The sequence below is a fragment of the Maribellus maritimus genome, assembly GCF_022267315.1.
GTDB lineage: Bacteria > Bacteroidota > Bacteroidia > Bacteroidales > Prolixibacteraceae > Draconibacterium > Draconibacterium maritimum.
Genome location: NZ_JAIKLE010000042.1, coordinates 19484 through 46248 on the forward strand (window position 1 = coordinate 19484; position 26765 = coordinate 46248).

Sequence of the window (26765 nt, forward strand, 5' to 3'; positions counted from 1 at the left end):
AAAACTTTTTATAATGAAATACAAATTAAAAAACAAAATAGCACTAAGATTCACTATGATTTTGGTGACATTCTTGATAGCGTTTAGTGGTTGCGAGAAATTTCTGGAGGAAGTGCCTACAGGAGATCTAACCACTGCAGCAGATCTAACGGATCAAGCATTTGCCGAACCTTTTACAATTGGACCTTATCGACGGTTGCAAGACTGGACCAGTGGTGCAGGAGACTGGGGAAATAATATTCCCTCTACAATTGAGTACCCCACTGGTGGGGCGTACACAACTGAGCCACACGTTCAATTTGACAAATTTATGACCAACCAGGTAACAGGTAGTTTACTCGACGATTACAATAATCCGTGGTTTTATTGGTATTCAGGTATACAAGACTGCAACCTTTCTATCCAACAACTTCCTTTAATTAATTTGACTGAGCCAGCCCTTAATAGTGCTTTGGCGGAAGTACGTACCTTAAGGGCATTCTATTATTTTTGTATTGTACGCTACTGGGGCGATGCTATTCTTTTAACAGAACCAGTAACAGATGTATGGGCAACAGAGATGCCCCGTACCAGTCTAAAAACAATTTATGATGAAATAATTATTCCTGACCTTGAATTCGCAGTTGCAAATCTTTCGGCAGGCAGATCAACAGATGGTCGCGTAACACAAGACGTTGCAAGAGCAATTCTGGCAGATGTTTACATGACCGTTGCCGGTTATCCTTACCAGGAAGTGGCGACCAACCCGGGGACCGATTGGTGTGGTACAGGGGCATGGTCAATGACCGAATATCCGGTTGCCAGTGGCGTTGAATTTTTGCAAAAGGCACAAACACAACTTAACGCGTTATATGGTGGCGAATATACATTGGGAACCTATGACGATTTGCACGATCCGGTTATGAACAACCAGGGGGAAGCAATATTTCAGGTGCAGTATGACAGGTCACTCAGAGGTAATGGTGTTATGCAACCATCTCTTCCTTTTTTAAGTGCGATTTCCGTATCGGAAGAAAACGGTACATTTACTCCATGGGTAGGATATTACAATTCCTATTCTGATGATGACCTTCGAAAACAAGAACGTCAGTTTTTCTTCACATGGGATACTAAAGCTCTGATTCCAGATGATACCGTTCATTTCGATGTTCCACATTTATATAAACAATACGTATATGAGGCTGTTAAAACAACTTATGGCTCAGGTCTGAACTGGACACATTACAGGTATGGTGAGATATTGCTGATGCTTACAGAAGTAAACTGGGCGCTGAAACAATTGGGCCAATCTGTATCCGATGACGATATCATAAAAGGAATTAACGAAGTAAGGGAAAGAGCATTACTTGAGCCTTACACAGCAAGTGAGGTTGGTCTGAAAGAAATCTTGGCTGAAAGGGCATATGAATTGATATTTGAGAATAAAATGCTTTGGGATCAGCGTCGTACAAGAAAATGCGTTGTATATGGCGATGGCGAAATTTCGGCTATTCAAAACTTCGTCGGTCATCAGCCAGCAATTTTCAACTTTGCTTTTGGTCCCCAGCATTTATTATCACCCATTGGTGGTAATGAAATTGCCAGAAATGGGTTAATGACACAGAATTATCAGTATTTGCCTACAAATTAATAAGTATCACTTTTTATAATTACTTAATTTGAAAAATATGAAAACAAAAATTATCATATCACTGTCATTAATCGTTGCAACAGCACTGATGATGAGTTGTACCGACCAGCCGTATTATGACATACCCTACGATGAAAATGGTAATGTATACATTACCGAAATCTCCGAAGTAACAAGCGATGGAGTCACCACCGCGGATGACTCTTTTACCATCAATTGTTATTTTCCAAATGCAAAATCGGGAGATACAATGGTCTCAACAGTTTTAAAACGCCAGGTGCCTTCATGGGACCCGGGTGGTGCTGAACAACTGTTACCTTTGGCAGGGACTGAAAAAAGCATCACAGTAGGTAGCGACTTTAAAACTTCTGTAACTTATACTAGAACCGAAGCTCAGCTTATGGAAGCAGGTGATGCCATAACCGTAGTATTTTCCGGAGCAACCGATTCCGGAATTATTGAAATTACACTAAGACAAGCCAGCGAATAACAACATTGTCTGGAATCCTTGATTAACAAAAGGCCACTTCACTTGAGGTGGCCTTTTTTTTGAAATCTTAACTGAATTACATCTAAAACACAATCGACTAAAAATGTGAACAAAAACCGATAGCTTTCTCAATTCACTATTTGGTGTCACAATCTTAAGCAGTCTCTCCGTCATTCCAAATTCCGAAATGAATCTGGAATGACGGAGAGATGCCGAAACAAGTTCAGCATAACATGCCATGGTTGCAATCCTGATATGACATTGGTCGCATTTTAATTACCGAGTAATATAAATTATAGTAATAAAACAAAATACATACGAAACATTTTCTTTTCAAAATATCTTACCGCACTAAAAAGAGTTCTTGCTAAATATTCGTCATTTGTTAATTTTGCTCAAAACTACCGCCCTATTGAAAAGCGTTGAGAAAAATAGTGACAAACAGTTAATTTCAAAATTGAAGTCGGGTAACATTTTAGCATTCAATCAATTTTTTGACATTTACAGTTCAAAACTGTTCTATTTTGCTAAAGGATACCTGAAATCAGTGGAAGAATCAGAAGAGTTGGTGCAGGAAGTATTTACAACTATTTGGGAGAAACGAGGGCAACTAAAAGAAGAGAGCTCGTTTAAAGCGTATATATTTACCATTGCTTTCAATATTATAAAAAAACATTTCAGAGAAAAGGCACAGTTTCGGAAATTTGCTGATAATGAATTATTAAGTGAGGCAACAATTGAAACCACCCAACAAATCGACTATAATTCGCTAAAAGATTACATTCTTGAGTTGACAAAATCCCTTCCTGAAAAACGCCGTGAAGTTTTTATCAAAAGCAGATTTGAAGGACACAGCAATAAAGAAATAGCTGATGAACTGGGGCTTTCAAAAAAAACAATTGAAAATCACCTAAATCTTGCTTTAAAAGAAATCAGGAATAAAATAGAAAACAAAAAACTACCTGTTATCTTGTTTTTCTTTATGTTCATAAAATAAATTCAGAGAAATATTCATTTTTTTCGAATTTGTTTGGGTGCAAAATTGCATTTGTGGATATTACCATTAACAACATCTTCAAAAATTGATGAAAAAAAAAGAAATATCAGACCTGGAAATCTATTTTCAAAATAAAGAATCAAACAGCAGTTGGATTGAGGACCTTTTTGAAGATGAAACCAATGAGCCTGATTTAAAACAGCAGTTCAATAAAAAATGGATTGAAACCGTCAACAGGCCAACTCCTGAGATTGACTTAAAACATATTCTTTATAAAATTCACTTCGATATTAATACCAAAGAAAAAGATACACAGATTTCAGTATCCAGACGTCTGTACAATCAAATCTCAAAAGTTGCTGTAATACTATTGCTTCCATTGCTGGGCTTAGGTATTTTTCTGACAATAAAATACTGGAATGAAACACCGCAGTTTTCTGAAATCATTGCCCCAAAAGGCGAAAAGGTTCAGTTTGTATTACCCGACGGATCAACGGGTTACTTAAATTCGGGGTCGACACTGAAATATGCTTACCCTTTTTCAAAGAAAAGGCGCGTTGAATTAAACGGGGAAGGTTTTTTTACTGTTGTGCACGATAAAAATACATTTACAGTTCAGGTCCAAGATATGAAAGTGGAAGTTCACGGAACACGATTTAACGTTTGCGCATACGATGATGATCCCGAAATTGTCACGACCCTCGAAGAAGGAAGTGTCTCGGTTATCAGGGATATGGATGGAAAAGAAATAAAAATTACTCCCGGACAGCAAGCTGTTTTTAACAAAAAAACCCATAAAATTAAAAACAAAAAGGTAGATGTGGATCTCTATGTTTCATGGAAAGACAATATGCTTAGATTTCAAAATGCTCCTTTTGCTGATGTGGTAAAAAAAATGGAGCGCTGGTATGATATAAAAATCGTGTTGGACGACAAACTAAAATACACCCAGCGTTACACGATGACCATAAAAACGGAAAGCCTTCGGGAAATGCTTAACCTGATGACTGTTACCACTCCCATGAAATATGAAATAAAGGAAGACATTGTTTATATAACTTTAAAAAATAGTATGCCAATGAAATAAACCTCTTATAAAAAAAGAAGGAAAGTGTTCCCGCACCTTCCTCCCGTTGTTCATGTTTCCGCATGAACCTGAGACAATTTACCCCGAAAGGGAAAAGTATCACATAACATTACAAACTTATGAAAAAAAAATTGATGTTTTACCCGTGCAGGCGGGCTAAAAACCTGTGCAAATTAGTTCGAATTATGAAACTAACGATAACAATAATTCTGTTGGCACTAATACACGTAAATGCCTCGGTCTATTCTCAAACAAAATTGCTGAACCTAAAGATTGAGAAAACCTCAATCGAATCAGCTTTAAAAGAAATTGAGAACCAGAGTGAGTTTTTCTTTTTATATAATACCCAACAGATTGATGTAACAAAAAAAGTAGATATCGATGCTACTGACAAAACAATCGAAGATGTTTTGGAGACGATGTTAAAGGAAACCGATATTCATTATCTGATAAAAGACCGGCAAATTGTTTTATACAACGGGGATGTAAATTCATTAATCAATGCCATTGGAAAATCAGAGATTATCGGGCAACAACAAAATTCAGTTACCGGGACTGTGACAGATGATTTGGGACAACCCCTGCCCGGAGTAACGGTTAGGGTAAAAGGAACTTCACTGGGAACAGTTACCGATGCAGATGGCTATTATACGATCAGTAACGTTAAGCCGGAGGATATTTTGGCATTTTCATTTGTTGGGATGAAAACAAAAGAAATAGAAATTGGAAATCAGGCAACGATTAATACAGCTTTGGAATTGGACGCTATTGGAATTGAAGAAGTAGTTGCTATAGGATATGGAACTCAAAAAAAGGTCAATGTGATTGGATCTGTTACGTCAGTTAGTGAAGAAGAATTAACTTCATCTCCGGTATCAAGAATTTCCAATGCTCTGGCAGGCAGGTTGCCGGGTGGAATCTTCATGCAGGATTCCGGCGAGCCTGGTAATGACGCTGCGACCATCAAAATAAGAGGAAATTCGACACTTGGCGATAATACCCCTCTTGTGGTGATCGATGGAATTCCCGATCGCGATTTAAATTCTCTGCATCCTGAAGATATTGAAAGTGTTACTGTTTTAAAAGATGCTTCTGCCGGTATTTATGGTGCGAGAGCTGCCAATGGTGTTATTTTAATAACAACCAAAAAAGGTGAAATGAATAAACCTCCAAAGTTCGTTTACAATTTTTTTGAAGGTTTTCTCTCTCCAACCAAACTACCTGAAATGGCAGATGCAGCAACATATGCAATGATGATAAGAGAAAACCAATCATACAGAAATGTAGATGAATCAAATATGATGTATTCGCTTGAAGATGTTGCCAAATTCGAATCCGGAGAATATCCGTGGACACATCCCAACACCGATTGGTTCGGCAAAGCTCTAAAAAATCACAGTACAACACGGCACCACGGTATGTCAGTATCAGGTGGAACGAAAAACATCAGTTATTATAGTTCATTTGGTACACAACAGGACAATGGGATTTATACCAATTCGGCAACGTCATATAAAAGATACAACCTGAAGGTAAATCTGGATATTAAAATAAATGATTATTTAAATGTTGGTATCAATATGGCGGGGGTTCAGGAAAACAGAATGTTTCCTACAACATCTGCAAGCGACATTTTTTCAACTCTCGTAAGGATGTATCCGACCCAACATGCTCTGTTTCCAAATGGCTTACCCGGACCGGATTTGGAAAACGGAGACCAGCCAATGGTATCTGCATCTTCCGAAACCGGGTATGATGATGACAGGCGTTACCGAAGCAACAACATACTTTCAGCCAATTTAAAAATTCCATGGGTGAAAGGACTAACATTATCAGGTTACTATGCCTACGATAAATATGTGCAAAAACGAAAACTATTTCAGAAACCATGGACACTTTACAGTCTGGATGAATCTTCTTATCTCACTGCAGGGAATACAGGTAAAGAGGATGGCTCAGCATTTTTGATTGGCACAACAAAGGGATATCCGGAACCAAGAGTTACAAATTATTCTGACCATTCAGAATCAAAAACGGCAAACATTAAATTGGATTATGTAAAAACCATTAACAATAACCACAATATCAGCGCCTTTATTTCTTACGAACAGAATGAATATGACTTGAATGGTTTTAGTGCATTCCGCAGGTATTATCTAAGTGACAAACTTCCATATCTTTTTGCCGGTGGCGATGCAGAAAAAGATAACGATGAGTGGGTAGAGCTGGATTCAAGAATGAATTATTTCGGACGATTTAGCTACAACTATAAAGAAAAATACCTGTTTCAGTTCAGTTTTCGCCGGGATGGATCCTTGCGTTTCTCAAAAGAAGCCGGCCGCTGGGGAAACTTTCCATCTGTACTTGTAGGATGGAGACTTTCAGAAGAAAACTGGTGGCAAAATAAATTGGGCTTTATCGATCAATTTAAACTAAAGGCTTCCTGGGGACAAATGGGCAACGATCTTGTTGACGCATTTCAATACCTGGCAAGTTATGGGGTAACAACAGGTGCAGTATTAGGTACCGACAAAGAATATTATTCAGGCCTGATTCAATCCAATATCCCAAATCCAAATATTACCTGGGAAGTAGCCAATGTTTTTAATTTCGGTTGGGAATCCATATTTCTTGATAATAAAATGTCTTTTGATGTTGACTTCTTCTACGAACGAAGAAATAATATACTTGTCGAGAGAAATGCATCTGTTCCCGAATTTACCGGATTAGAGTTACCCGACGAAAATTTTGGAATTGTTGACAACCGGGGTTTTGAGGTACTTTTGGGATACTATAACAATATAGGAGAATTAAAATATAAGGTATCCGGGAATCTCGCTTTTGCAAGAAACAAAATTGTGGAATATGATGAACCAGAACGAAATGTACCATGGCAGGTTATGACCGGCTCTCCGCAGGGAACACATTTACTTTATCGTTCAATGGGAATTTTTAGAGATTGGGAGCAGGTTAATTCAATGCCCCACGTCACGGGTGCAAGGCCTGGAGATATCATAATTCAGGACTATGATGATGATGGAGAAATCACAAACGATGACAGACAACTATTTCCGTTAACAACAACACCTGAACTAACTTTTGGGGCTTCTTTTAATTTGCAGTATAAAAACTGGGAGTTAAGTGGTCTTTTACAGGGACATGGAAGAGCTTTACGGGAAATTTATACAGATGAAAGAATTGGTACCGGTGGAAACTACTTTCAATATGATGCCGAAGACAGGTGGACACCTGACAATATAGATGCTACAAAACCGAGGGCCTATGAAAGGGTCGAAGAATATTGGAGGAGTTCTTATGTTACTGATTACAACTTCGCTAACGTATCTTATCTGCGACTTAAGAACCTTCAATTAAATTATAATATTCCTTCGGATCTGGTTCGATCATTAAAAATAATTTCGGGCGCTAAAATTTATTTATCAGGTCAGAATCTGTGGTTAATATATGCAGGAAATGAAATAATGGATCCGGAAGTATCCGGAATGTCCAGCTATCCTATTATGAAGGTAATGTCAGTTGGTGCGCAAGTAACTTTCTAATTAACTAAATCTGAAAAAAATGAAAAAGTATATAAAAATATTTCCATTAATACTGTTTGTGGTCTTCTCATGTAGCGAAGAGATTTTAGATAAAAGCCCATTAGATCGCTATTCTGATCCGGTTGTGTGGTCTGATGTAAATCTTGCGAGTACATATTTAAATACCATTTACAATAATGTTGACTATGGTTTTAATCAAAGGGCACATGGCTACCAAACCGGAATGTTTGCATTGGAAACACTAAAAACCAAAGGTGGTGAAACCATTATATATAATTCCGGGCAAATTTCACCGGATAATACCGGCTCTGACAGGGGGCATGCAAACTGGCCTCGTTTTAAACAGGTACAACAGTTAAATATATTTCTCGATAATATTGATAATGTTTCTGAATCTTACCCGGAATCAGAAAAAGAATCAGTTAAAAGCCAAACCGATGTTTTAAAAGGAGAGGCGCTCTTTTTAAGAGGACTGTTTTACAGCGAATTATGCAGAAACTACGGAGGTGTGCCCCTGTTTGATAAATCATTTGATCTGGAAGAGGATTTTCTAAGTATTACCCGTTCGTCCTTTGAGGAAACAATTAATTTTATTGTGAAGGACTTGGATGAAGCGGCATCTCTTCTGAAGCTAAAAAGCGAAATGGAAATGGGAAGAGCTACCCGTGAAGCAGCCATGGCTCTTAAATCAAGAATTCTGTTGTTTGCAGCAAGCGATTTAACAGCAGATGGAAATGCAGAAAATGAATTGGTTGGCTATGTCAGTCCTGACAGAGAAGCATTGTGGACAGCGGCAAGAGATGCAGCGAAAGATTTAATTGATCTTGGGACATGTAAACTTTCTGATTTTGGTGCGCCTGATCAGGAAGCTGTTGCAAAAAATTATTTCGCCTTCTTTAAAGCTTATGATTTATCGGATGATGAAGTTATCTGGGGAAGAATGCATAGAAAAGATGTCGGATTTACAATTGCTACAAATAAACGACTAGGGCCAAATGGAATTAACAACTGGGGAAATAACGGGCCTACCGGCAATTACGCCGACAGTTATCAAATGAGTGACGGAACCAGCCTTTTCGACCATTTTTTAATTAATGAAAATGACGAATACAAGAATATATCAACCAATTTAACCAGCGAAAATATATACCATAACCGGGAGCCAAGGTTTTATGCAACAATGCTTCATGACAGTGCGGTTTGGCAACCACGGTTTGCCAACCTGGCCGATTTGGACCCTCTTGGCATTTACGACAGACGGACGCGTGTAACTATTGTAAACGGTGAAGTAATTAGTGAAAGATTTGGTTTGGATACCCGCCAGGGCCCTGTAGAAGCGTGGAATGGAGGATACAGCGGTTATCTGCTGAAAAAATTTATGGATGATGAAATAATCGGCCGTGATGAAAACAATGAGAATATTATAATATATATTCGATATGCGGAAATTATATTAAACTATGCTGAAGCTTGCCTGGAGCTGGGAGATCCGGAAACAGCAAAAACATATATCAATTTAATCAGAAACCGTGCCGCTCTTCCTGATTTCACCAACGATATTACAGCAGCTTTGCGCCACGAACGAAAAATAGAATTGTTTGCCGAAAACCTGAGGTGGTACGATGTTCGAAGATGGAAAATATTAGATGAAGTATTGTCTGAAACTCCCTATGGTGTGGATATTACAGAAATTAATGAAGATGGAGTTTCGACAACTACCTGGAAAAAAATCCAGGTTCAACCAGACAATAACTACAATAATAAATTGTATTGGATTCCCATTCCTTCTGAAGAGAAAAACAAGGCTCCACAGATAGAACAAAATCCAGGCTATTAAAAAATAAAGAGGCTGTCCCAAAAGGATTTTGTATTCGGGTAGGTATCTGAGGAATTTTTCAAATACTCAACTCTTCAAATACATAATCAGACTTTTGGGACAGCCTCTCTATTTACTGCTATAATGCGCTTTTATAAAATTGACATCATTTATTGAATGGAAGCTTTTTGCAAACTTAATTGCACAAAAATCAGACTTCAGATTCTCAGTTGTCAAAAATTTTAAACCAACAATTTAAATATGCACCAATGAAAAGAATAAATATTCTCAACTACATTTTAACTTTTACGATTTTAATCTTTGGTTTTAAAGGTAATTGCCAGAAAAATGAAAATTTATGTGTAGGCCGTTACTGGACTGAAGATGAAGCCAACCTTAAAATGAAGGAGTTTGCAAGCACCTGGAATGATCTTCCTTCCTGGGAAAAGCGTGCCAAAACCATAAAAGAAGGAATTATAAAAGGCATGAAGCTGGATCAAATGCCGAAAATTGAAGGAAATTTCGATGCACATATAACCAATAGTCGCGTATTTGACGGTTATATTGTAGAAAATATTCGAATTACAAGTTTCCCAGGATTCTATATTACAGGTAATCTTTACCGCCCCGTCAATTCCGATGGAAAAAATGCAGCAGTTCTTTCTCCTCACGGACATTTACAAGATAAAAGGCTTACGCATTATGTACAAACGAGATGTGCTGTATTGGCCCGTATGGGAGCTGTGGTCTTTGCTTACGATATGGTAGGTCATGGAGATTCACATCAGGTTGATTCTCATAGAATGCCAATTGCATTACTACTTCAAACATGGAACAGTAAAAGAGTACTGGAGTATTTAATTTCTCGTCCTGATGTTGACCCTGCCAGAATCGGTATGACTGGTGGTTCAGGAGGTGGAACACAAACCTTTGTCTTAACTGCAATTGATGACAGGATTACGGCATCAGTACCCTGCGTGCAGGTTTCGGCGCATTTTTTTGGCGGATGTATTTGTGAAAGCGGAATGCCTATTCATAAAAGTAAAAACCACCAAACCAACAATGTGGAAATTGCAGCACTTTGCGCCCCACGTCCTATGTTATTGATTTCGGATGGAAATGACTGGACCAGAAATACACCACGTATTGAATATCCATACATTCAAAAAATTTATGCTCTTTATAATGCGGAGCACAAAGTGGAAAATGTTCATCTTCCTTTGGAGAAACACGATTATGGTTACTCTAAACGTACAGCAATGTATAATTTCTTTGCCCATCATCTTAATCTAAATACCGGTGCAGTAGATTGGACTCCATCAGTTAATGAAGATTTTGTAACAATTTTACCCGGAAATCAATTAAAGATTTACGATGAAAGTAATCCCATTCCGGCTGATGCTTTGAAGGGAGACGATGCAATTATTAAGTACTTAAATTTAAAATAGCATATTGTTAGGATCACTGTCAACCCTTGATTTAGCATGAACTTAAAATGCTTGATCAGACAATATTACCTAACATAGTTTAGTTAGATAGGATTCCCTGGTTTTCCGGGGAATCTTTTATTATATTAAAAGTCCTTTTAAATTATTTACAAAATCGTAAAAGAATTATCTGTTTTGATGAAATTAACAGTTCAAATAGTAGCAAATGAATAGTTCATTTTACATAAATAAGCCGCATAAAATAATCGTCAATAGTATTACAAACTCTATCCTTGAGCAAAATGATGCGTACAGCTATCATACCTCATTACACAATTATAAACCAACGCCTCTAATCCACCTGCCAAATCTTTCACAAAAATATCATGTTGGAAATATTTATATTAAAGATGAGTCTTTTCGATTTGGATTAAATGCGTTTAAAGTTCTTGGAGCTTCATATGCTGTTAACTGTATCCTTAAAGAAATTCCAAAAGCCGAAACATTTTGTACAGCAACGGATGGTAATCATGGTCGTGCTGTGGCATGGTCAGCAAAGAAATTTGGTAAAAAGGCCATTGTTTTCGTACCAAAGACAACAACAGAAGAGCGTATAAAAGCTATCCAAAAGGAAGGTGCAACGGTTATAAAAGTGGACGGCAATTATGATTATACATGTGAAACAGTAAAAAACGAGAGCTCAAAAAACAATTGGGTTTTAATACAGGATACAGCCTGGAAAAATTACGTAGAAATACCATCACTCATTATGGCTGGTTATCTTACGTTGTTTAAAGAAATGGAAAATAGCCTTCATACAAGTGCAAAGCCTAAAATTGACATCTTAATTATTCAGGCCGGAGTTGGTAGCCTGGCTGGAGCCGCGATTTATTACTATCTAAAAAAATACAAAAAGAATAGCCCTGAAATTGTTGTAGTTGAACCTAAAGAGGCTGACGGAGTTTTGCGTTCTTTCAAAAGAAATAAAATATCTACATCAAACGGAAATAGTTGCACAATAATGGCCGGACTTAATTGTGAAACCCCATCTTACAGTGCGTGGGATTTGCTTAAAAGTGGTGTCAATGTTTCCATAAGAATTGACGATATTTATGCAAAGCAAGCCATTAGAGAGTTGTACTACCCTATAGGTTCCGATCCCAAAATAATAGCCGGAGAATCTGGCGCTGCAGGTTTTGCAGGCTTCATTTCTGTAATGCAAAATAAATCATATGAGTTGGTTCGAAAAGAACTGAACATCAATGAAAATACAAATATTCTCTTTATAAACACAGAAGGAGATACAGATAAAAATTCTTTTAACCGGATAATCAATAAAAAAAATGGTGATTAGAATAGAGCAGCGTCTCCCGCCTTTAAAAAAGCAATCCTCTGCCGCTTTTGAAATACAAGCATTCTACCCATTTTTTTGAGGAAGGACAGGTTAACAAAAATTATTGTTCGTTTATTTATAGAAATTTTGAGAAACCTCTAATTTAGTTGATAACGAAAGCTATAAAAATGCTTACTCCATCGTACGAATTTATCGGAATGGAAACGAAAAGCTTTCAACGACGACGAAGATCGCTAAATTTGAGGCTGTTTTTTTAATTCTTAAGATGCTTTTTTAAAGCCTTCTTATATATTTGAACTGAAATTAATGATATGCCGGCGAATGAATTTGACAATAATGAATTCTTGTTATTGGAACTCCAACGAGGACAGGAAAGTGCTTTTGATTATATTTTCAGAAAACACTATAAGGTTCTTTGTGCCTTTGCAAATGCATATATTCATGATCTAGATAAGGCTCAGAGTCTTGTTCAGGATTGTTTTATCAAATTTTGGGAAAACAGGGAGAATGCAGGCAATATTAAAAATTTATCTTCGTATTTGACTTTTATGGTCAGAAATTTATGCCTCGATTATCTTAGAAAGATAAAATCGATGGACAAAGTATATAAGGGCATAGCGAATCAGGTCGAAACGCATGAAAATGAAGATGGATTGTTATCCCGTGAATTTGAAGAAAAATTTGTAAAAGCCCTGTATGCTGTGCCTGAAAGAAGTAGAGTGGCTTTTGAGTATAGCCGTTTTGAAGAGTTAACTTATAAAGAAATAGCCGGGAAAATGGGTGTTTCGGTAAAAGCCGTCGAAGCTTTGATAAGTCGGGCACTAAAAATACTTCGAAAAGAACTAAAAGAATATCTTCCGATTATTATTATCCTCATAAAACTAAAAAGCCATTAATTTTTCATTATGCACATAGGGTATAAAGACCGACCTTCGTCTTCTTTATATATCACAAAAAAATGGCTGAAAAGAAAATAGATAATATAATTCTCAAATCATTAAGCAGCAGCTTAAATAACGAAGAAAAGTTAACACTTAATAAATGGATTTCTGTCTCTGAACAAAACAGAAAAGAATATGACGCATATAAAAAATTATGGGATGAATCAGAAAAATTAGTTTTTTCAGAATCTATTGATGTTGAGCGTTCTCTAAAAAAAACCAAAAGTAGGATATCAGGTCTGCAAACCAAAAAAAGTTGGATTATCTATCTGAGACAGGCCGCAGCAGTTTTGCTATTGGCGCTAGCTCTCAATTTCGCATACAATTATCTTATACGGCCTGAAAAATCATTAGAAAAAGAACAAACCGTTCACCAGGAAATAAAAGCAGCTTTTGGTACCCAAACAAAAATATTATTGGCAGATGGATCTTATGTTTGGCTAAATTCGGGAAGTTCTCTTCGTTTCCCTGCTTCATTCAGACAACAAAAAGTTCGAAAAGTAGAATTAAATGGAGAAGCCTTTTTTGAAGTTGCTCACAATGAAGAAAAACCTTTTATTGTAAATACATCTGCAATTGATGTAAAAGTTCACGGAACATCGTTTAATGTGTCGGCCTATAACGATTACAACACAATTTCTGTGGCGCTGGTGGAGGGGAAAGTCAGTTTGGTTAAAAATTTTGAAAACGAACTTAAAAACCTGATAACGCTTCATCCGAATGAAGTTGTTGAATATAATGTAGAAAAAAATGAATTATACTCAACAAAAGAAATGTTTATAGATAAATACATTGCCTGGAAGGAAGGCAAAATTGTATTTTATGGAGATCCGATTGACATGGTTGTTAAACGTTTGGAAAAATGGTACAATGTAAAGATTATAGTTGATGATAATGAACTAAAAAATTATCGTTTTACAGCCACATTTGTTGACGAATCCCTGGAACAGGTCCTAAAGTTACTGAGCTTATCTTCTCCTATAGAATATAAAATTACACCGGCACAAAAGAAAAAAGACAATTCTTTTTCCATGCGGATTGTTACTTTATCAAAAAAACAAATTTAATAACAGACTAAAACAAACCTAAACATGTTGCCTATGAAATAAACCAATAAAAAAGCAAGAAAGTGTTGACGCACCTTCCTGCTTCAAATAAACCTGAATTGATGCTTCAGGAATAATCTTAGTATTAATTAAATACCACGTAAATTTATGAAAAAGAAAGTAAATCGATGGAAAAATCCGGTTGTGTTTTTCCCATTTAAACTATTGTTAATTATGAAACTGACAGCTTTTTTTATTTGTGTATCAGTTTTCGGTGTTTTTGCATCCAACTCCTATTCGCAAAGTACCAAACTAACACTGCACTCCAGTAACATTTCCGTTAAAGAAGTTTTATTGGAAATAGAAAATAACAGCGAATTTTTCTTTTTGTATAACAACAATCTTGTTGATGTTGAAAGAAAGTTGGATATAAATGTAAATGATAAAAAGATCAATGAAATTCTTGACTTGATTTTTAATGGACAAAATGTTGAATATTCTGTCATGGACAGGCAAATTATTCTTTCTCCCAAAAGCATGAATCAATATTCAGAGACTTACCAACCTCAAATTTCGGGAACAGTTACTGATACTGATGGACAATCATTACCCGGGGTAACCGTAGTGGTAACGGGAACCACACAAGGTACGGTTACCGATGCTGAAGGAAAATATTATTTATCCCGTATACCGGAAGGGGCAACACTTCTTTTTTCATTTGTAGGAATGAAAAGCCAGGAGATCGCCATCGGAAATCAAACCCAAATTGACGTTGTAATGCAGGTAGATGCAATAGGAATTGAGGAAGTGGTTGCTGTGGGTTACGGAACGATGAAACGTTCTGACCTAACCGGAGCAGTTACTTCTGTTAAAGGCGATCAGCTGGAAAGTACTCCGGCCAATACATTTGTTCAAACGCTGCAAGGTAGGGCTGCCGGAGTAGATATTAAGTCAGCGTCAAATGCACCGGGCGGTGGTATCCGGATCAGAATCAGGGGATCGAACTCCATTAACGCATCCAGTGAACCGCTTTATGTAATAGATGGATTTCCTATTGACAACAATGATGTAACTCCGGCAGGGGCTGGAAATAATGCTCTTCCTCAAAGCCCGCTTTCAACACTTAGCCCCAATGAAATTGCCTCCGTCGAAATTTTAAAAGATGCATCAGCCACAGCTATTTATGGCTCCCGCGGGGCAAACGGAGTGGTACTAATCACAACCAAAAGAGGACAGGTTGGAAAATCAAAAATAGATTTTGATTATTCGGTAAATGTAGCTACTGTAAGAAAAAAACTGGAACTGTGTAATGCTGAAGAACTGGCAACGCTTTCCAATGAATGGGCTGCCAACAATGATATGGACCCCATTTATGACGGAATTAATAAGCCTCTTCCACAAGAGCTGGGAGAAGGAACAGACTGGCAGGATGCCATATTCAGAACAGCATTAACACACCGATACAATCTTTCTATCTCCGGAGGAACAGAAAATACAAAGTATCTGGTTTCAGGGGATTACCTTGATCAGGATGGGATTATTATTGAATCCAACTTTAAACGTGCAGGTTTGAGGTTTAACCTGGATCAAAAAGTTAGTGATAAAATCAAAATCGGAATCAATGCAAATGCCAACCACACGGTAAACGATGCGGTTCCTTCCGACGGATCTGGTTATCAAAATGACACTCCCCTATGGAGTGCTCTTACAACAACGCCTGCTATCCCAGTTAAAGATGAAGAAGGAAATTATATTCATAATCACGATGAAGCATTTAAAATTGTTGAAAACCCGGTATCAATAGCCAAAACAAGAACCGATATTACCTACACCAACCGTATGATTGGAAGCGCTTTTGCAGATTTCGAAATATTAAACGGATTGGTTTTTAAAGCTAATTTTGGAGCTGATTTAATTAATTCAAAACGGAATGTTTATATTCCCAATACGGCGGAAACACAGGCTTTGCCCAATGTGGGGATTGCATCAGTTGGGTCTGTTCAAAGTACCAACTGGTTGGCAGAATATACCCTGACGTATAAAAAGGAATTTGGAACCGCACACCGACTCACTGCAATGGCAGGATATACAACCCAGTCAACAAAAATTGAAAACGTATTTAGCAGAACAGATGATTTTTCAACCAATAAATTTGAATACAATAATTTAGGTGCGGGGTCAGATCCAAGGCCGTCGACGAGCCATGCAACCGAAGCTGGATTACTCTCCTACATCGGCAGAGTTAGTTATACGTATTTAGACAAATATATCTTAACAGGAACGATTCGTAGGGATGGCTCTTCAAAATTTGGAGAAGAAAATAAATGGGGAATATTTCCATCCGTCGGACTTGCCTGGAGAATGAGCGAAGAAAGTTTTTTAAAAGGTGCCGAAATACTTAGCGATTTAAAATTAAGAAGCAGTTATGGCGTTACCGGAAATCAGGATATAGGGTCCTACTCTTCTCTGGCACTTTACAATACAACCAGACCAATTATTGGGGGCGGCCCGGTTATTGGGTTTTATCCAAACAGAATTCCCAACCCTGATTTGAAATGGGAAAAAACAACCCAGTTTAATATTGGTGCTGACGCTGTATTTTGGGATGGGAAATTCAATTTCTCAACCGAATACTACATCAAAACAACAAACGATCTTTTGCTTAATGTAACAATACCTAATCAATCAGGTTATAGCAGCTCAGTACAAAACATTGGTGAAGTTGAAAATAAAGGGCTTGAATTTAGCTTAGGTATAAATAATTCTATTGGACAAGTAGCATGGAATTCTTCGTTCAATATCTCTTTCAACAGAAACAAACTGGTTTCACTTCCGGAAGGAACAGAAAGATTAATTTTCGGTCTGGGAAGAGGAGAAACAAGCCATGGCAGATCTATTGCCATGCCAGGAGAACCACTAGGTTCTTTTTACGGCTACCATTTTATGGGAATATGGCAAACGGAAGAGGAAATTACTGAAGCAGGAAATACCGTTGGAGGCAAAAATCGTCCCGGATTACCCAGATATGAGGATTTAAATGGTGATGGATTTAGAGACAACGATGATGACAGAAAAATAGTGGGTGATCCAAATCCTGATTTTATTTATGGCTTTTCAAACGAATTTACATACAAAAATTTCAAACTGCTGATATTTATTAACGGAAGTTATGGCAATGAAATCGCCAATTTGAACAGGATTGCACTATTGACTCAGCCCCAAAAACACAATGTTTTAAAAATTTACTATGATCAGCGCTGGACCGGCCCGGGGACCGGGAATACCATAGAGGCACCGTTGCATAACGCCGGAGAGTGGAAAAACTTCAGTGACAGAGATGTGGAGGACGGTTCTTATCTGCGGGTAAAAACAATCAGTTTATCCTACAATCTACCACAAAACTTACTTGGATTGAATTGGATTCGGAATGCTCAAATATATGTAGCAGGCGAAAATCTTCTAACCTTCACCAACTATACCGGGTTCGATCCTGAGGTCGATTTGTATTCTTCCAGTAACGTTCAGATGGGAGTGGACAATGGTGCATATCCCGCATCAAAAAGCATTCGTATTGGCGTAAAACTTGGTTTTTAATCTAAAAAATTGACAATGATGAAAAATATATTCAAAATAAGCTTAATTGTTTCATTCATAATGTTAATCATTTCATGTGAAAGTATTCTGGATGAAAATCCGCCAAGTTCTATTAGTCTTTCCAGTTTTTATCAGACAGAAAGCGACGCGATTGCCGGATTATACGGGGCCTACAGTCTTGTTTATAATGTTTCTGCCGGTACGGCTATCAATTATGGAGAATTAAATGCCGATAATTTAGCCATTTCACCCATCGTTTCCGATGCATTTTCCTGGGACGAGTTTACATACAACAGCGATGTAACAGGCGGTCTTTGGTCAAGCTGTTTTTCAGGTATAAACCGGTCAAATGAAGTAATTCTGTATACAGAAAGAATTGATATAAATGACGGAACAAAGGCCGATATCATTGCAGAGGCCAAAGCTTTAAGGGCTTTTTATTATTTTCAATTGGTTCGTGCGATGGGAGGAGTGCCATTGTATGAAGAACCAACGGTTGGATTTGATAATATATACGCACCGCGTGCAAGCGAAGATGAAATATACAACCTAATTACACGTGATTTAAGTAACGCAGTTACAGAACTCGAAGAAACAAATTCAGCTGGAAGAATTAATGCTCATATTGCAAGCGCGCTGCTCGCAAGGGTTTACTTGTACAGAGGAGATTTTCAGAACGCATTAACATATGCACAAAAAGTAATTGACTCCGGGGTGTATAATCTTTTTGATGATTACGCTGCCATTTTTAAACCTGAGAATGACAATGGCATTGAACATATCTGGCAGTTACAATATTTAAGCGGAGAAACCAATAACACTGTCCCAGGAAACTTCGGCCCGAGAGGAATTGCGGGTGATTATAAAAACTCCTTCTGGGCCAATACAGTTGTTGGAGGAGGTGTTGCTCCTTCTAGTGAGTTTGTGGCAGAAAGTCCTCAATCCTACCGAAAATCTGCAACCGTTGCCGATCACTATGAGCACATTGATGGTATTACCGGAACCATAACGATGGAACAGGTATACGGCGGAGCCTTTCCGTATTATATATGCAAATACGATGATCGGGAAGCTGAATTACAATCAGGTGAAAATTTTACAATCATCAGGTACGCTGACATATTATTGATAGCGGCTGAAGCTTTAAACGAAGTAGATCCATCTGACGTTCAAAAATATACCTGGATTAATCGTATCAGAGAAAGAGCCAGAAATGGTGTGGAGACAGATCTTCCGGATCTTTCCGGGCTTTCCCAGGAAGAATTCAGGACAGCCGTTCTTGAGGAACGAAGATTTGAACTGGCATTTGAAGGTCAGAGAGCATGGGATTTAAAAAGAAGAGGTTTATTCCTGGAGACCATGAGAGCGCAGGGGAAAACAGTTGAAGACTACATGCTGTTGTTTCCTGTTCCTGATGCACAAATCAAACTAAATCCCAATCTGGAACAAAATACCGGATGGGAATAAATAAACTTTAATTTTTAAGTTGACAGAGTAACATTTCGGAAATAAAAATTGATAATATTGGATTTTATCCGTAAAATGCTCTGTCAACTAAATCTTTGTTAAAATGCCGTCAAAAAGTCTTTTAAATATAATTCTATTGGTCCTGCCTGTTGTTACCATAATTTTTCGGCCAACTTTAGGAATTGCCCAAAACAAACCCAACATACTGTTTATTCTTACAGATGATTTGGGAAAAGAATGGATAAGCTCGTACGGTTCAGAAGAAATCGAAACACCAAATATTGATAACCTGGCCGAAACCGGATTGATGTTTGAAAACTTTTACTCTACACCGCAGTGTACGCCAACCAGGGTATCTTTAATGACAGGCCAGTACCCGTTTCGTAACGGTTGGATTAATCACTGGGATGTTCCCCGTTGGGGAGGAGGAGCGCATTTTGACTGGAATAAAAACCCGGGCATTGCACGCATCATGCAATCAGCAGGTTATAAAACGGCAGTAGCAGGAAAGTGGCAAATCAATGATTTCAGGGTGCAGCCGGAAGCAATGGTTGCACATGGTTTCGAGGATTATTGTATGTGGACAGGTTATGAAACCGGTAATCCTGCAAGTGCAGAAAGATACTGGGATCCATATATTCACACAAAAGAAGGAAGCAAAACTTACAAAGGCCGGTTTGGCGAGGATATCTTCTCCGATTTTCTGATTGATTTTATGAAGAAGAACAAGGACGAACCCCTGTTTTTATATTATGCCATGTGCCTTACGCATACCCCTTTTACAAACACACCTGCAGAACCTGATGTAACAGAAAAGTACGACTGTCATAAAGCCATGGTCAGATATATGGATTTCTGTGTTGGTAAGTTGACCAAAGCTTTGGATGACCTGGGAATACGGGAGAATACGATTATCATTTATACCACTGACAATGGTACCACGGGTGCAATTACCGGCCGTATGAACGGAAGAGAAGTTCAGGGGGGCAAAACAAAAACCACTGAAAACGGTATATGTGAGCCCTTTGTTGTTAATTGCCCCGGGTTGGTTCCTTCGGGAAAGGTCACCGACGCGTTGGGCGATTTAACAGATATTCTGCCTACATGTGCAGAATTGGGAGGAGCTGAGCTACCCCAAAATTTTGTTTTTGATGGCATATCCCTGGCAGATGTTATTTTGGGAAAAACATCAGATTCGAAACGCAAATGGATTATGGCCATGGGAGGTAATGGCAACGGTTCTGCAGGCGCGCTGTCAGAAAAAGGATTGGAAAACCAATACCACTTCAGAGACCGGGTTGTTCGCGACAAAGAATTTAAACTGTTTGTGTCAACGGAGAGAAAACCGGAAAAATTAATTTCCATATTGGAAGATCCCGGGGAAAAAAATAATCTTCTTCAAAGTAATAATCCAAACGTAAAAGCAGCTTACGAAAAATTATGGAATGTTGTTTTGTCATTTCCTGAACAAGACAACGATCCTCATTATGTGGCTTTACCGGAAGAGCGGTGGGATAAAGAAGTAACTGTAAAAAGTCAGGTCTGGAAGAAATAGCTTAAATTTTAAAATGATAAAGAACCTAAATTAATAAAAGAAAAACGTTATGGTTAAGTATATAATTGTTAGTGTATTTTTAGTTTTAGGCTTGTCTGGATTTTGTCAGGTGCCGTCCTATTTAAATAATTACAAAAAGGAATACAAAAAAGATCCCCGTGCAGCCAACCTGCATTGGTTTCAGGATGCCCAATTTGGTATGTTTATTCATTACGGACTGTACAGTCAGTTGGGAAAAGGAGAATGGGTGCAATTGCTGGATACAATTCCCCTGGACAACTATGTCAAACTCAAGGATAAATTTAAGGCTTCCGGTTTTGATGCTGATTTTATTGTTAAATTGGCAAAAAAAGCGGGCATGAAGTATATCACGATAACCTCAAAACACCACGAAGGTTTTTGCCTTTTTAAAACAAAAGAAACAGATTATAACAGCGTTGACGCTCCGGCTCATCGCGATTTGATTGGTGAGCTAGCTGACGCCTGTGAAAAAGAAGGATTGGGGTTGTTCCTCTATTATTCTTATGCTGCCGATTGGCATCATCCTTATTTCTACTCACGAGAGGCTGGATGGAACAATGCGCGTCCGGCTTATCAAACAAAACCAAAAGAATACCTTTATAAAAAGCCGGAAGATTTTCGTAAATATGTGGATTATGTGCATGCCCAGTTAAAAGAATTGCTTACCCAATATCCCACAATAGCAGGTATTTGGTTTGACCCGATTATGGGTTTTTATGCCAATCCCGACGTTTTTCCAATCGACGAAACTTATACATTAATCCGAAAACTGTCCCCTCATGCATTAATTTCATTTAAACAGGGGGCCAATGGCGATGAAGACTTTATGGCACCGGAACGTAACGGAAATGCTACTGTTGGTGAGAAATATCCGGTTGCAAAGGTAGCTTACGAGAAAAATAAAAATAAACCAAAAGAGGTTTGTAATACAATGCAACCTCACATTCCGGGTTTTCACGGAGGTGCAACCTGGGGCTACAACAAAGCAATCGACGGACACCATTTAAAAGCTGAAGATGTAAAGAAACTGCTGGAAGACGCGCAGGCAAATCATTACAATCTTTTGCTCAACATCGGACCTTTACCTGACGGCTCGGTCCATCCTGAAGATATTGAAACATTATCAAACTTAAAAAAATAAAAAATGAAGCATTCATCATTATTTTCGGTACTACTACTTTTATTATCGGGATTTTTTTCCGGCTGCAATACAGAAAAGGAACCAGCGAAAGAAAAAACCAAACCCAACATACTTTTTCTTTTTGCTGATGATCAGCGGGCAGATGCGATAGGCTGCGCAGACAATTCCTATATACAAACTCCTAACATTGACAAACTGGCAGAAACAGGTGTTCGCTTTACCAATAACTATGTAATGGGAGGCCATCATGGTGCCATTTGTGCTCCCAGCCGGGCTATGTTAATGAGTGGAAAAAGCCTTTTTCACGTTTACGATCGTCTTGAAGGAGTACATACCATGCCAATGCATTTTGCCGAAAATGGTTATGAAACTTTTGGAACCGGGAAATGGCACAATGGCGCCAATACATTTGAAGCCTCATTCCAAAACGGGAAGAATGTTTTTATAGGAGGTATGTCCAATCATTTTCAAGTCCCTTGCAGGGATTTGGGGGCAGATGGAAAACTTAGTCAGCCTGTAAAAAAAGGGTTTTCTACCGATTTGTTTGCTGATGCTGCCATCGGCTTTCTGGACAATTACGCAAAAGGAACCCGCGAAAAACCATTTTTCTGTTATGTGGCATTTACAGCACCACATGATCCCAGATCACCCCGCGAAGATTACATAGGAATGTATCCCGATGAATCGGTTCCTCTGCCGGGGAATTTCAAAAAGTTGCATCCTTTTGAATTTGACAACCTGAATATCCGAGACGAAACGTTGGCCCCATGGCCACGAACACCTGAAATTATACAGGCTTCTCTGGCCGATTATTATGCGCTTATCAGTCACCTTGACAAAAGAGTGGGAGATATGATAGAACTGCTGAAAAAAGAAGGCCTCTATGAAAACACAATCATTGTATATGCCGCAGACAATGGACTGGCAGTTGGTAGTCATGGCTTACTGGGCAAGCAAAACTTATATGAACACAGTACGAAAGTACCACTAATATTAAGTGGGCCGGGTATTCCCCAAAATGAAGTACGCGATGCTTTGGTGTATCTCTATGATATTTTCCCAACATTGGCCGACTTATGTGGTTTACCAGCCCCCGAAGGGATTGATGGTAAAGACTTTGCCCCTGTTCTTATGGGGGACGAAAAAGAAGTACGCAATTCGCTGTATACCGTTTACCGGAATACGGTAAGGGCTGTCCGAACCGATGAATGGAAATTAATCAGGTACCCGCAGCGGGATTATACGCAATTGTTTAATCTGAAAAAAGACCCGCTGGAAATCAACAACCTGGCAGCATTACCGGAATATAAATCAAAAGTGGATGAAATGATGCAGTTGTTAAATGAATGGTACACGGCAACAGAAGATACGGCTACCATGAATCCCAATACGATTTTACCGCTGGAATACGATTATCACAAGCTGAAACAAACACCTGATGTGCATCAGCCGGAATATGTTTTGAAAAAGTATTTTAACATAACGGAAGAATAACACATATTGGTTTTCTATTTCATAAAATCGTCTTATCAGAGAAAAATAATTTAGAGAATTCAAAAAAAATCTTGTGATGAAACATACTTCATTTAGAGGAATCCTACTGGCGATGGCTCTCATTGGGACATTGACAGCCGGAGCACAAAAGAAGCCAAATATTATTTTAATAATGGCTGATGATCTGGGATGGGGTGATACCGGATATAACGGGAATAAAGTGATTAAAACTCCTCATTTGGATCAAATGGCAAAAGAGGGGATACAGTTTAACCGTTTTTATTCTGCTTGTGCAGTATGTTCTCCAACAAGAGCAAGTGTTCTTACAGGCCGGAATCCATATCGGATGGGAGTATTTACCGCCAATGCAGGCATTTTGCGCCCCGAAGAAATTACTTTGCCTGAACTATTGAAAGAAGAAGGTTACGCTACCGCTCATTTTGGGAAATGGCACCTGGGTACCCTGACACATACTGAGAAAGATGCCAACCGGGGAGAACCCGGAAATCGCAGAGAATATAACCCGCCGGCTGTGCACGGTTACGATTTCGCTTTTGTAACCGAATCAAAGGTGCCAACCTGGGACCCAATGAAGAAACCCGTTTCCGGCGCCACCCGTGAAGGATGGAATTACCTGAAAGAAGGAGATGACTATACGGCTTACGGCACTTTTTACTGGGATATTGATGGAAATAAGATTACAGATAACCTGGAAGGAGATGATAGCAGGATTATTATGGATCGCGTTTTGCCTTTTGTTGAAAAAGCCGCAAACAGCGGGACACCTTTTTTTTCGGTTGTCTGGTTTCATGCACCGCACTTGCCTGTGGTTGCCGGTCCGAAATACAGGGACATGTATCCTGAGCAGAATGATCTAATGAAGAATTATGCGGGTTGTATAACAGCATTGGATGAACAGATTGGGCGTTTGCGATCTTTTCTAAAACAAAAAGGGATATCAGAAAATACCATGATTTGGTTTTGTAGTGACAATGGTCCCGAAGATGGAACTCCCGGAAATACCGGAGGTTTCAAGGAAAGAAAACGTTCGCTGCATGAGGGTGGCGTGCGTGTTCCCGGCATCCTGGTTTGGCCCGATAAAATCAGGGAGCATTTTGAAACCGATATCCCTTGTGTTACATCCGACTATTTGCCGACAATAATGGAGGCTCTTGACATCAATAAAAACAAAGTGCCCTACATACTTGATGGGACAAGTCTTTTCCCTTTGTTGAAAGGGGAAATGAAAGAGCGCCCGGCTCCCATTGGATTTTGTTTTGGTAACCAGGTAAGCTGGTCCGATAATCAATACAAGCTTTATGCACGTAACGGAACCTATGAGTTATATGACATCAAAAATGATCCTTTTGAGGAAAAAGATTTACATTCAAAGGAATCTTCTGTTTTTAATGATTTCAGGAACCGAATCCATGAATTCGTCGTTTCCTGCAAACATAGTTTTGAAGGAAAGGAATACGGTAAAGTATCCTTTAATAAACTAAAACAAGACTGGAAAAGTCCAACAGAAAATCAGTCGAAACCACTAAAATAATTTACAAATGAAAAAGCTAACAACCTTAATTTTACTTGGAATTCTCATCGTTAATTCCGCTTACTCGCAGGAAAAGATTTGGAACGAAACACCCGAACAAAAGAAAGAACGCCTGGCCTGGTGGACCGATGCCCGCTTTGGCATGTTCATCCACTGGGGATTGTATGCCCAGGCCGCCCGTCACGAGTGGGTAAAAAACCGGGAACGGATAACCACTGAAGAGTATCAGAAATATTTTGAAATTTTTAATCCCGATTTGTTTGATCCCGCCGATTGGGCAAAAAAAGCAAAAGCTGCCGGAATGAAATATGCGGTTATCACCTCAAAACACCACGAAGGATTTAACATGTTTGATTCAAAATATACCGACTACAAAGTAACCAACACGCCTTACGGCAAAGACATTATCAAAGAATGGGTGGATGCCTTTCGTGCCGAAGGATTGCGTATCGGATTTTACTATTCACTTATCGACTGGCATCATCCCGACTATACGATAGACAGCCGCCACCCTCAAAGGGTTGAAACCAAAGAAGAATATGACAAGTTAAATAAAAATCGCGACATGGCTGTGTACCGCGAATACATGAAAAACCAGGTTCGTGAAATACTGACAAGCTATGGAAAAATAGATATTCTTTGGCTCGACTTTTCTTTTCCCGGAGAATTTGGGAAAGGACGCGACGATTGGGGCTCTGTTGAACTCATAAAAATGGTTCGCGAATTACAACCCGGAATAATCATTGACGACCGTGCCGATTTGCAGGATGTTGAAGGCGGCTGGGATTTTATGACTCCCGAACAATACAAAGTGGATAAATGGCCTGAAATTGACGGAAAACGAATTCCATGGGAAACCTGCCAAACCTTTTCCGGCTCATGGGGATATTACCGCGATGAATATACATGGAAAGACAACAAACAGTTGCTGGGATTACTGATTGAATCCGTTAGTAAAGGAGGAAATCTGTTGTTGAATGTTGGCCCCACTGCCCGTGGTGTTTTTGACGAACGTGCCGACATGGCGCTGGAGAAAATGGGCGATTGGATGAAATTCAACAGCCGCTCCATATACGGTTGTACGCAAGCGCCCGATGAATTTGAAGCACCTGCAAATTCATTGCTTACGTACAATCCTGAAACCAACCGTTTGTATATTCATTTACTCGATTACCCATTGCAAAACCTGAGGTTGCCAGGCTGTAAGGGCAAAGTAAAATATGCCCAGTTTCTGCACGATGCATCTGAAATCCGCATTTCAGAACCACGGCAGCACAACCGCGGTGGCGACGACCACTCCACCGGAGATCTGGATCTGAGTGTTCCGGTTGCCAAACCAAATGTTGAAATACCGGTTATTGAACTGTTTCTGCAATAACAAAGTTTAAATGAATAAAAAGGATATACCACTGTCAATTTGGGCAGTGGTTTTTTATTTTTTATATTTTAACTTCAGGAGTGATATATATTCTCATTACCAAATGTCTGTTTCTTATTTTGTATCCGGCAATTTGAATCCCAATGTTTTTTAACAAACTCCTGTTGCTGTGTTTTTTGCTTAAAATAGTATTACTTTGTGTTTGATTCAGCAGG

The 26765-nt window shown here is 38.7% G+C and carries 17 protein-coding genes; all 17 read left to right on the forward strand.

All coding sequences use genetic code 11. The annotated features are described in order from the left end of the window. The first annotated feature begins 13 nt into the window (after positions 1-13). The 17 genes from K5G00_RS24745 (at position 14) to K5G00_RS24825 (ending at position 26550) form a co-directional block, all read left to right on the forward strand. Entirely contained in the window at positions 14-1630 is a 1617-nt protein-coding gene (locus K5G00_RS24745) for a RagB/SusD family nutrient uptake outer membrane protein (RefSeq protein WP_238769196.1), read from the forward strand. Between the two features lie 37 nt (positions 1631-1667). Beyond that, on the forward strand, positions 1668-2120 hold the full coding sequence (locus K5G00_RS24750; protein WP_238769197.1) for a hypothetical protein: 453 nt from the start codon (positions 1668-1670) through the stop codon (positions 2118-2120). Positions 2121-2532: 412 nt separating this feature from the next. Further along, complete coding sequence (locus K5G00_RS24755; protein ID WP_238769198.1) at positions 2533-3117, forward strand: RNA polymerase sigma-70 factor; 585 nt, start codon at positions 2533-2535, stop codon at positions 3115-3117. 88 nt (positions 3118-3205) lie between these two features. Further along, the gene (locus K5G00_RS24760; protein WP_238769199.1) at positions 3206-4204 is read left to right on the forward strand and encodes a FecR family protein; all 999 of its coding nucleotides are present in this window, start codon (positions 3206-3208) and stop codon (positions 4202-4204) included. A gap of 185 nt (positions 4205-4389) precedes the next feature. After that, positions 4390-7764 carry a TonB-dependent receptor gene (locus K5G00_RS24765; protein WP_238769200.1) on the forward strand — a complete coding sequence of 1125 codons (3375 nt, stop codon included), beginning with the start codon at positions 4390-4392 and terminating at the stop codon, positions 7762-7764. 19 nt (positions 7765-7783) lie between these two features. Continuing rightward, a complete protein-coding gene (locus K5G00_RS24770) occupies positions 7784-9601 on the forward strand; it encodes a RagB/SusD family nutrient uptake outer membrane protein (protein ID WP_238769201.1) in 1818 nt (605 codons plus the stop codon). A 248-nt stretch (positions 9602-9849) separates the two neighbouring features. Beyond that, positions 9850-11028: an alpha/beta hydrolase family protein gene (locus K5G00_RS24775; RefSeq protein ID WP_238769202.1), complete on the forward strand. Its 1179-nt coding sequence runs from the start codon at positions 9850-9852 to the stop codon at positions 11026-11028. A gap of 205 nt (positions 11029-11233) precedes the next feature. After that, complete coding sequence (locus K5G00_RS24780; protein ID WP_238769203.1) at positions 11234-12361, forward strand: diaminopropionate ammonia-lyase; 1128 nt, start codon at positions 11234-11236, stop codon at positions 12359-12361. A 311-nt stretch (positions 12362-12672) separates the two neighbouring features. After that, a complete protein-coding gene (locus K5G00_RS24785) occupies positions 12673-13257 on the forward strand; it encodes an RNA polymerase sigma-70 factor (protein ID WP_238769204.1) in 585 nt (194 codons plus the stop codon). Positions 13258-13319: 62 nt separating this feature from the next. Beyond that, positions 13320-14369, forward strand: coding sequence for a FecR family protein (locus K5G00_RS24790; protein WP_238769205.1), 1050 nt, complete (start codon positions 13320-13322; stop codon positions 14367-14369). 147 nt (positions 14370-14516) lie between these two features. After that, positions 14517-17942: a TonB-dependent receptor gene (locus tag K5G00_RS24795; RefSeq protein ID WP_238769206.1), complete on the forward strand. Its 3426-nt coding sequence runs from the start codon at positions 14517-14519 to the stop codon at positions 17940-17942. A 15-nt stretch (positions 17943-17957) separates the two neighbouring features. Beyond that, a complete protein-coding gene (locus K5G00_RS24800; RefSeq protein WP_238769207.1) occupies positions 17958-19409 on the forward strand; it encodes a RagB/SusD family nutrient uptake outer membrane protein in 1452 nt (483 codons plus the stop codon). A 103-nt stretch (positions 19410-19512) separates the two neighbouring features. Next, positions 19513-20964, forward strand: a complete 1452-nt coding sequence (locus K5G00_RS24805) for a sulfatase-like hydrolase/transferase (protein WP_238769208.1) — start codon at positions 19513-19515, stop codon at positions 20962-20964. 49 nt (positions 20965-21013) lie between these two features. Next, the gene (locus tag K5G00_RS24810; RefSeq protein ID WP_238769209.1) at positions 21014-22126 is read left to right on the forward strand and encodes an alpha-L-fucosidase; all 1113 of its coding nucleotides are present in this window, start codon (positions 21014-21016) and stop codon (positions 22124-22126) included. A 3-nt stretch (positions 22127-22129) separates the two neighbouring features. Continuing rightward, positions 22130-23620 (forward strand): sulfatase-like hydrolase/transferase, encoded by a 1491-nt coding sequence (locus K5G00_RS24815; protein ID WP_238769210.1) that lies wholly within the window; start codon positions 22130-22132, stop codon positions 23618-23620. Between the two features lie 76 nt (positions 23621-23696). Continuing rightward, positions 23697-25172, forward strand: coding sequence for a sulfatase family protein (locus K5G00_RS24820; protein WP_238769211.1), 1476 nt, complete (start codon positions 23697-23699; stop codon positions 25170-25172). A 7-nt stretch (positions 25173-25179) separates the two neighbouring features. After that, positions 25180-26550 (forward strand): alpha-L-fucosidase, encoded by a 1371-nt coding sequence (locus tag K5G00_RS24825; protein WP_238769212.1) that lies wholly within the window; start codon positions 25180-25182, stop codon positions 26548-26550. Positions 26551-26765: the final 215 nt, after the last annotated feature.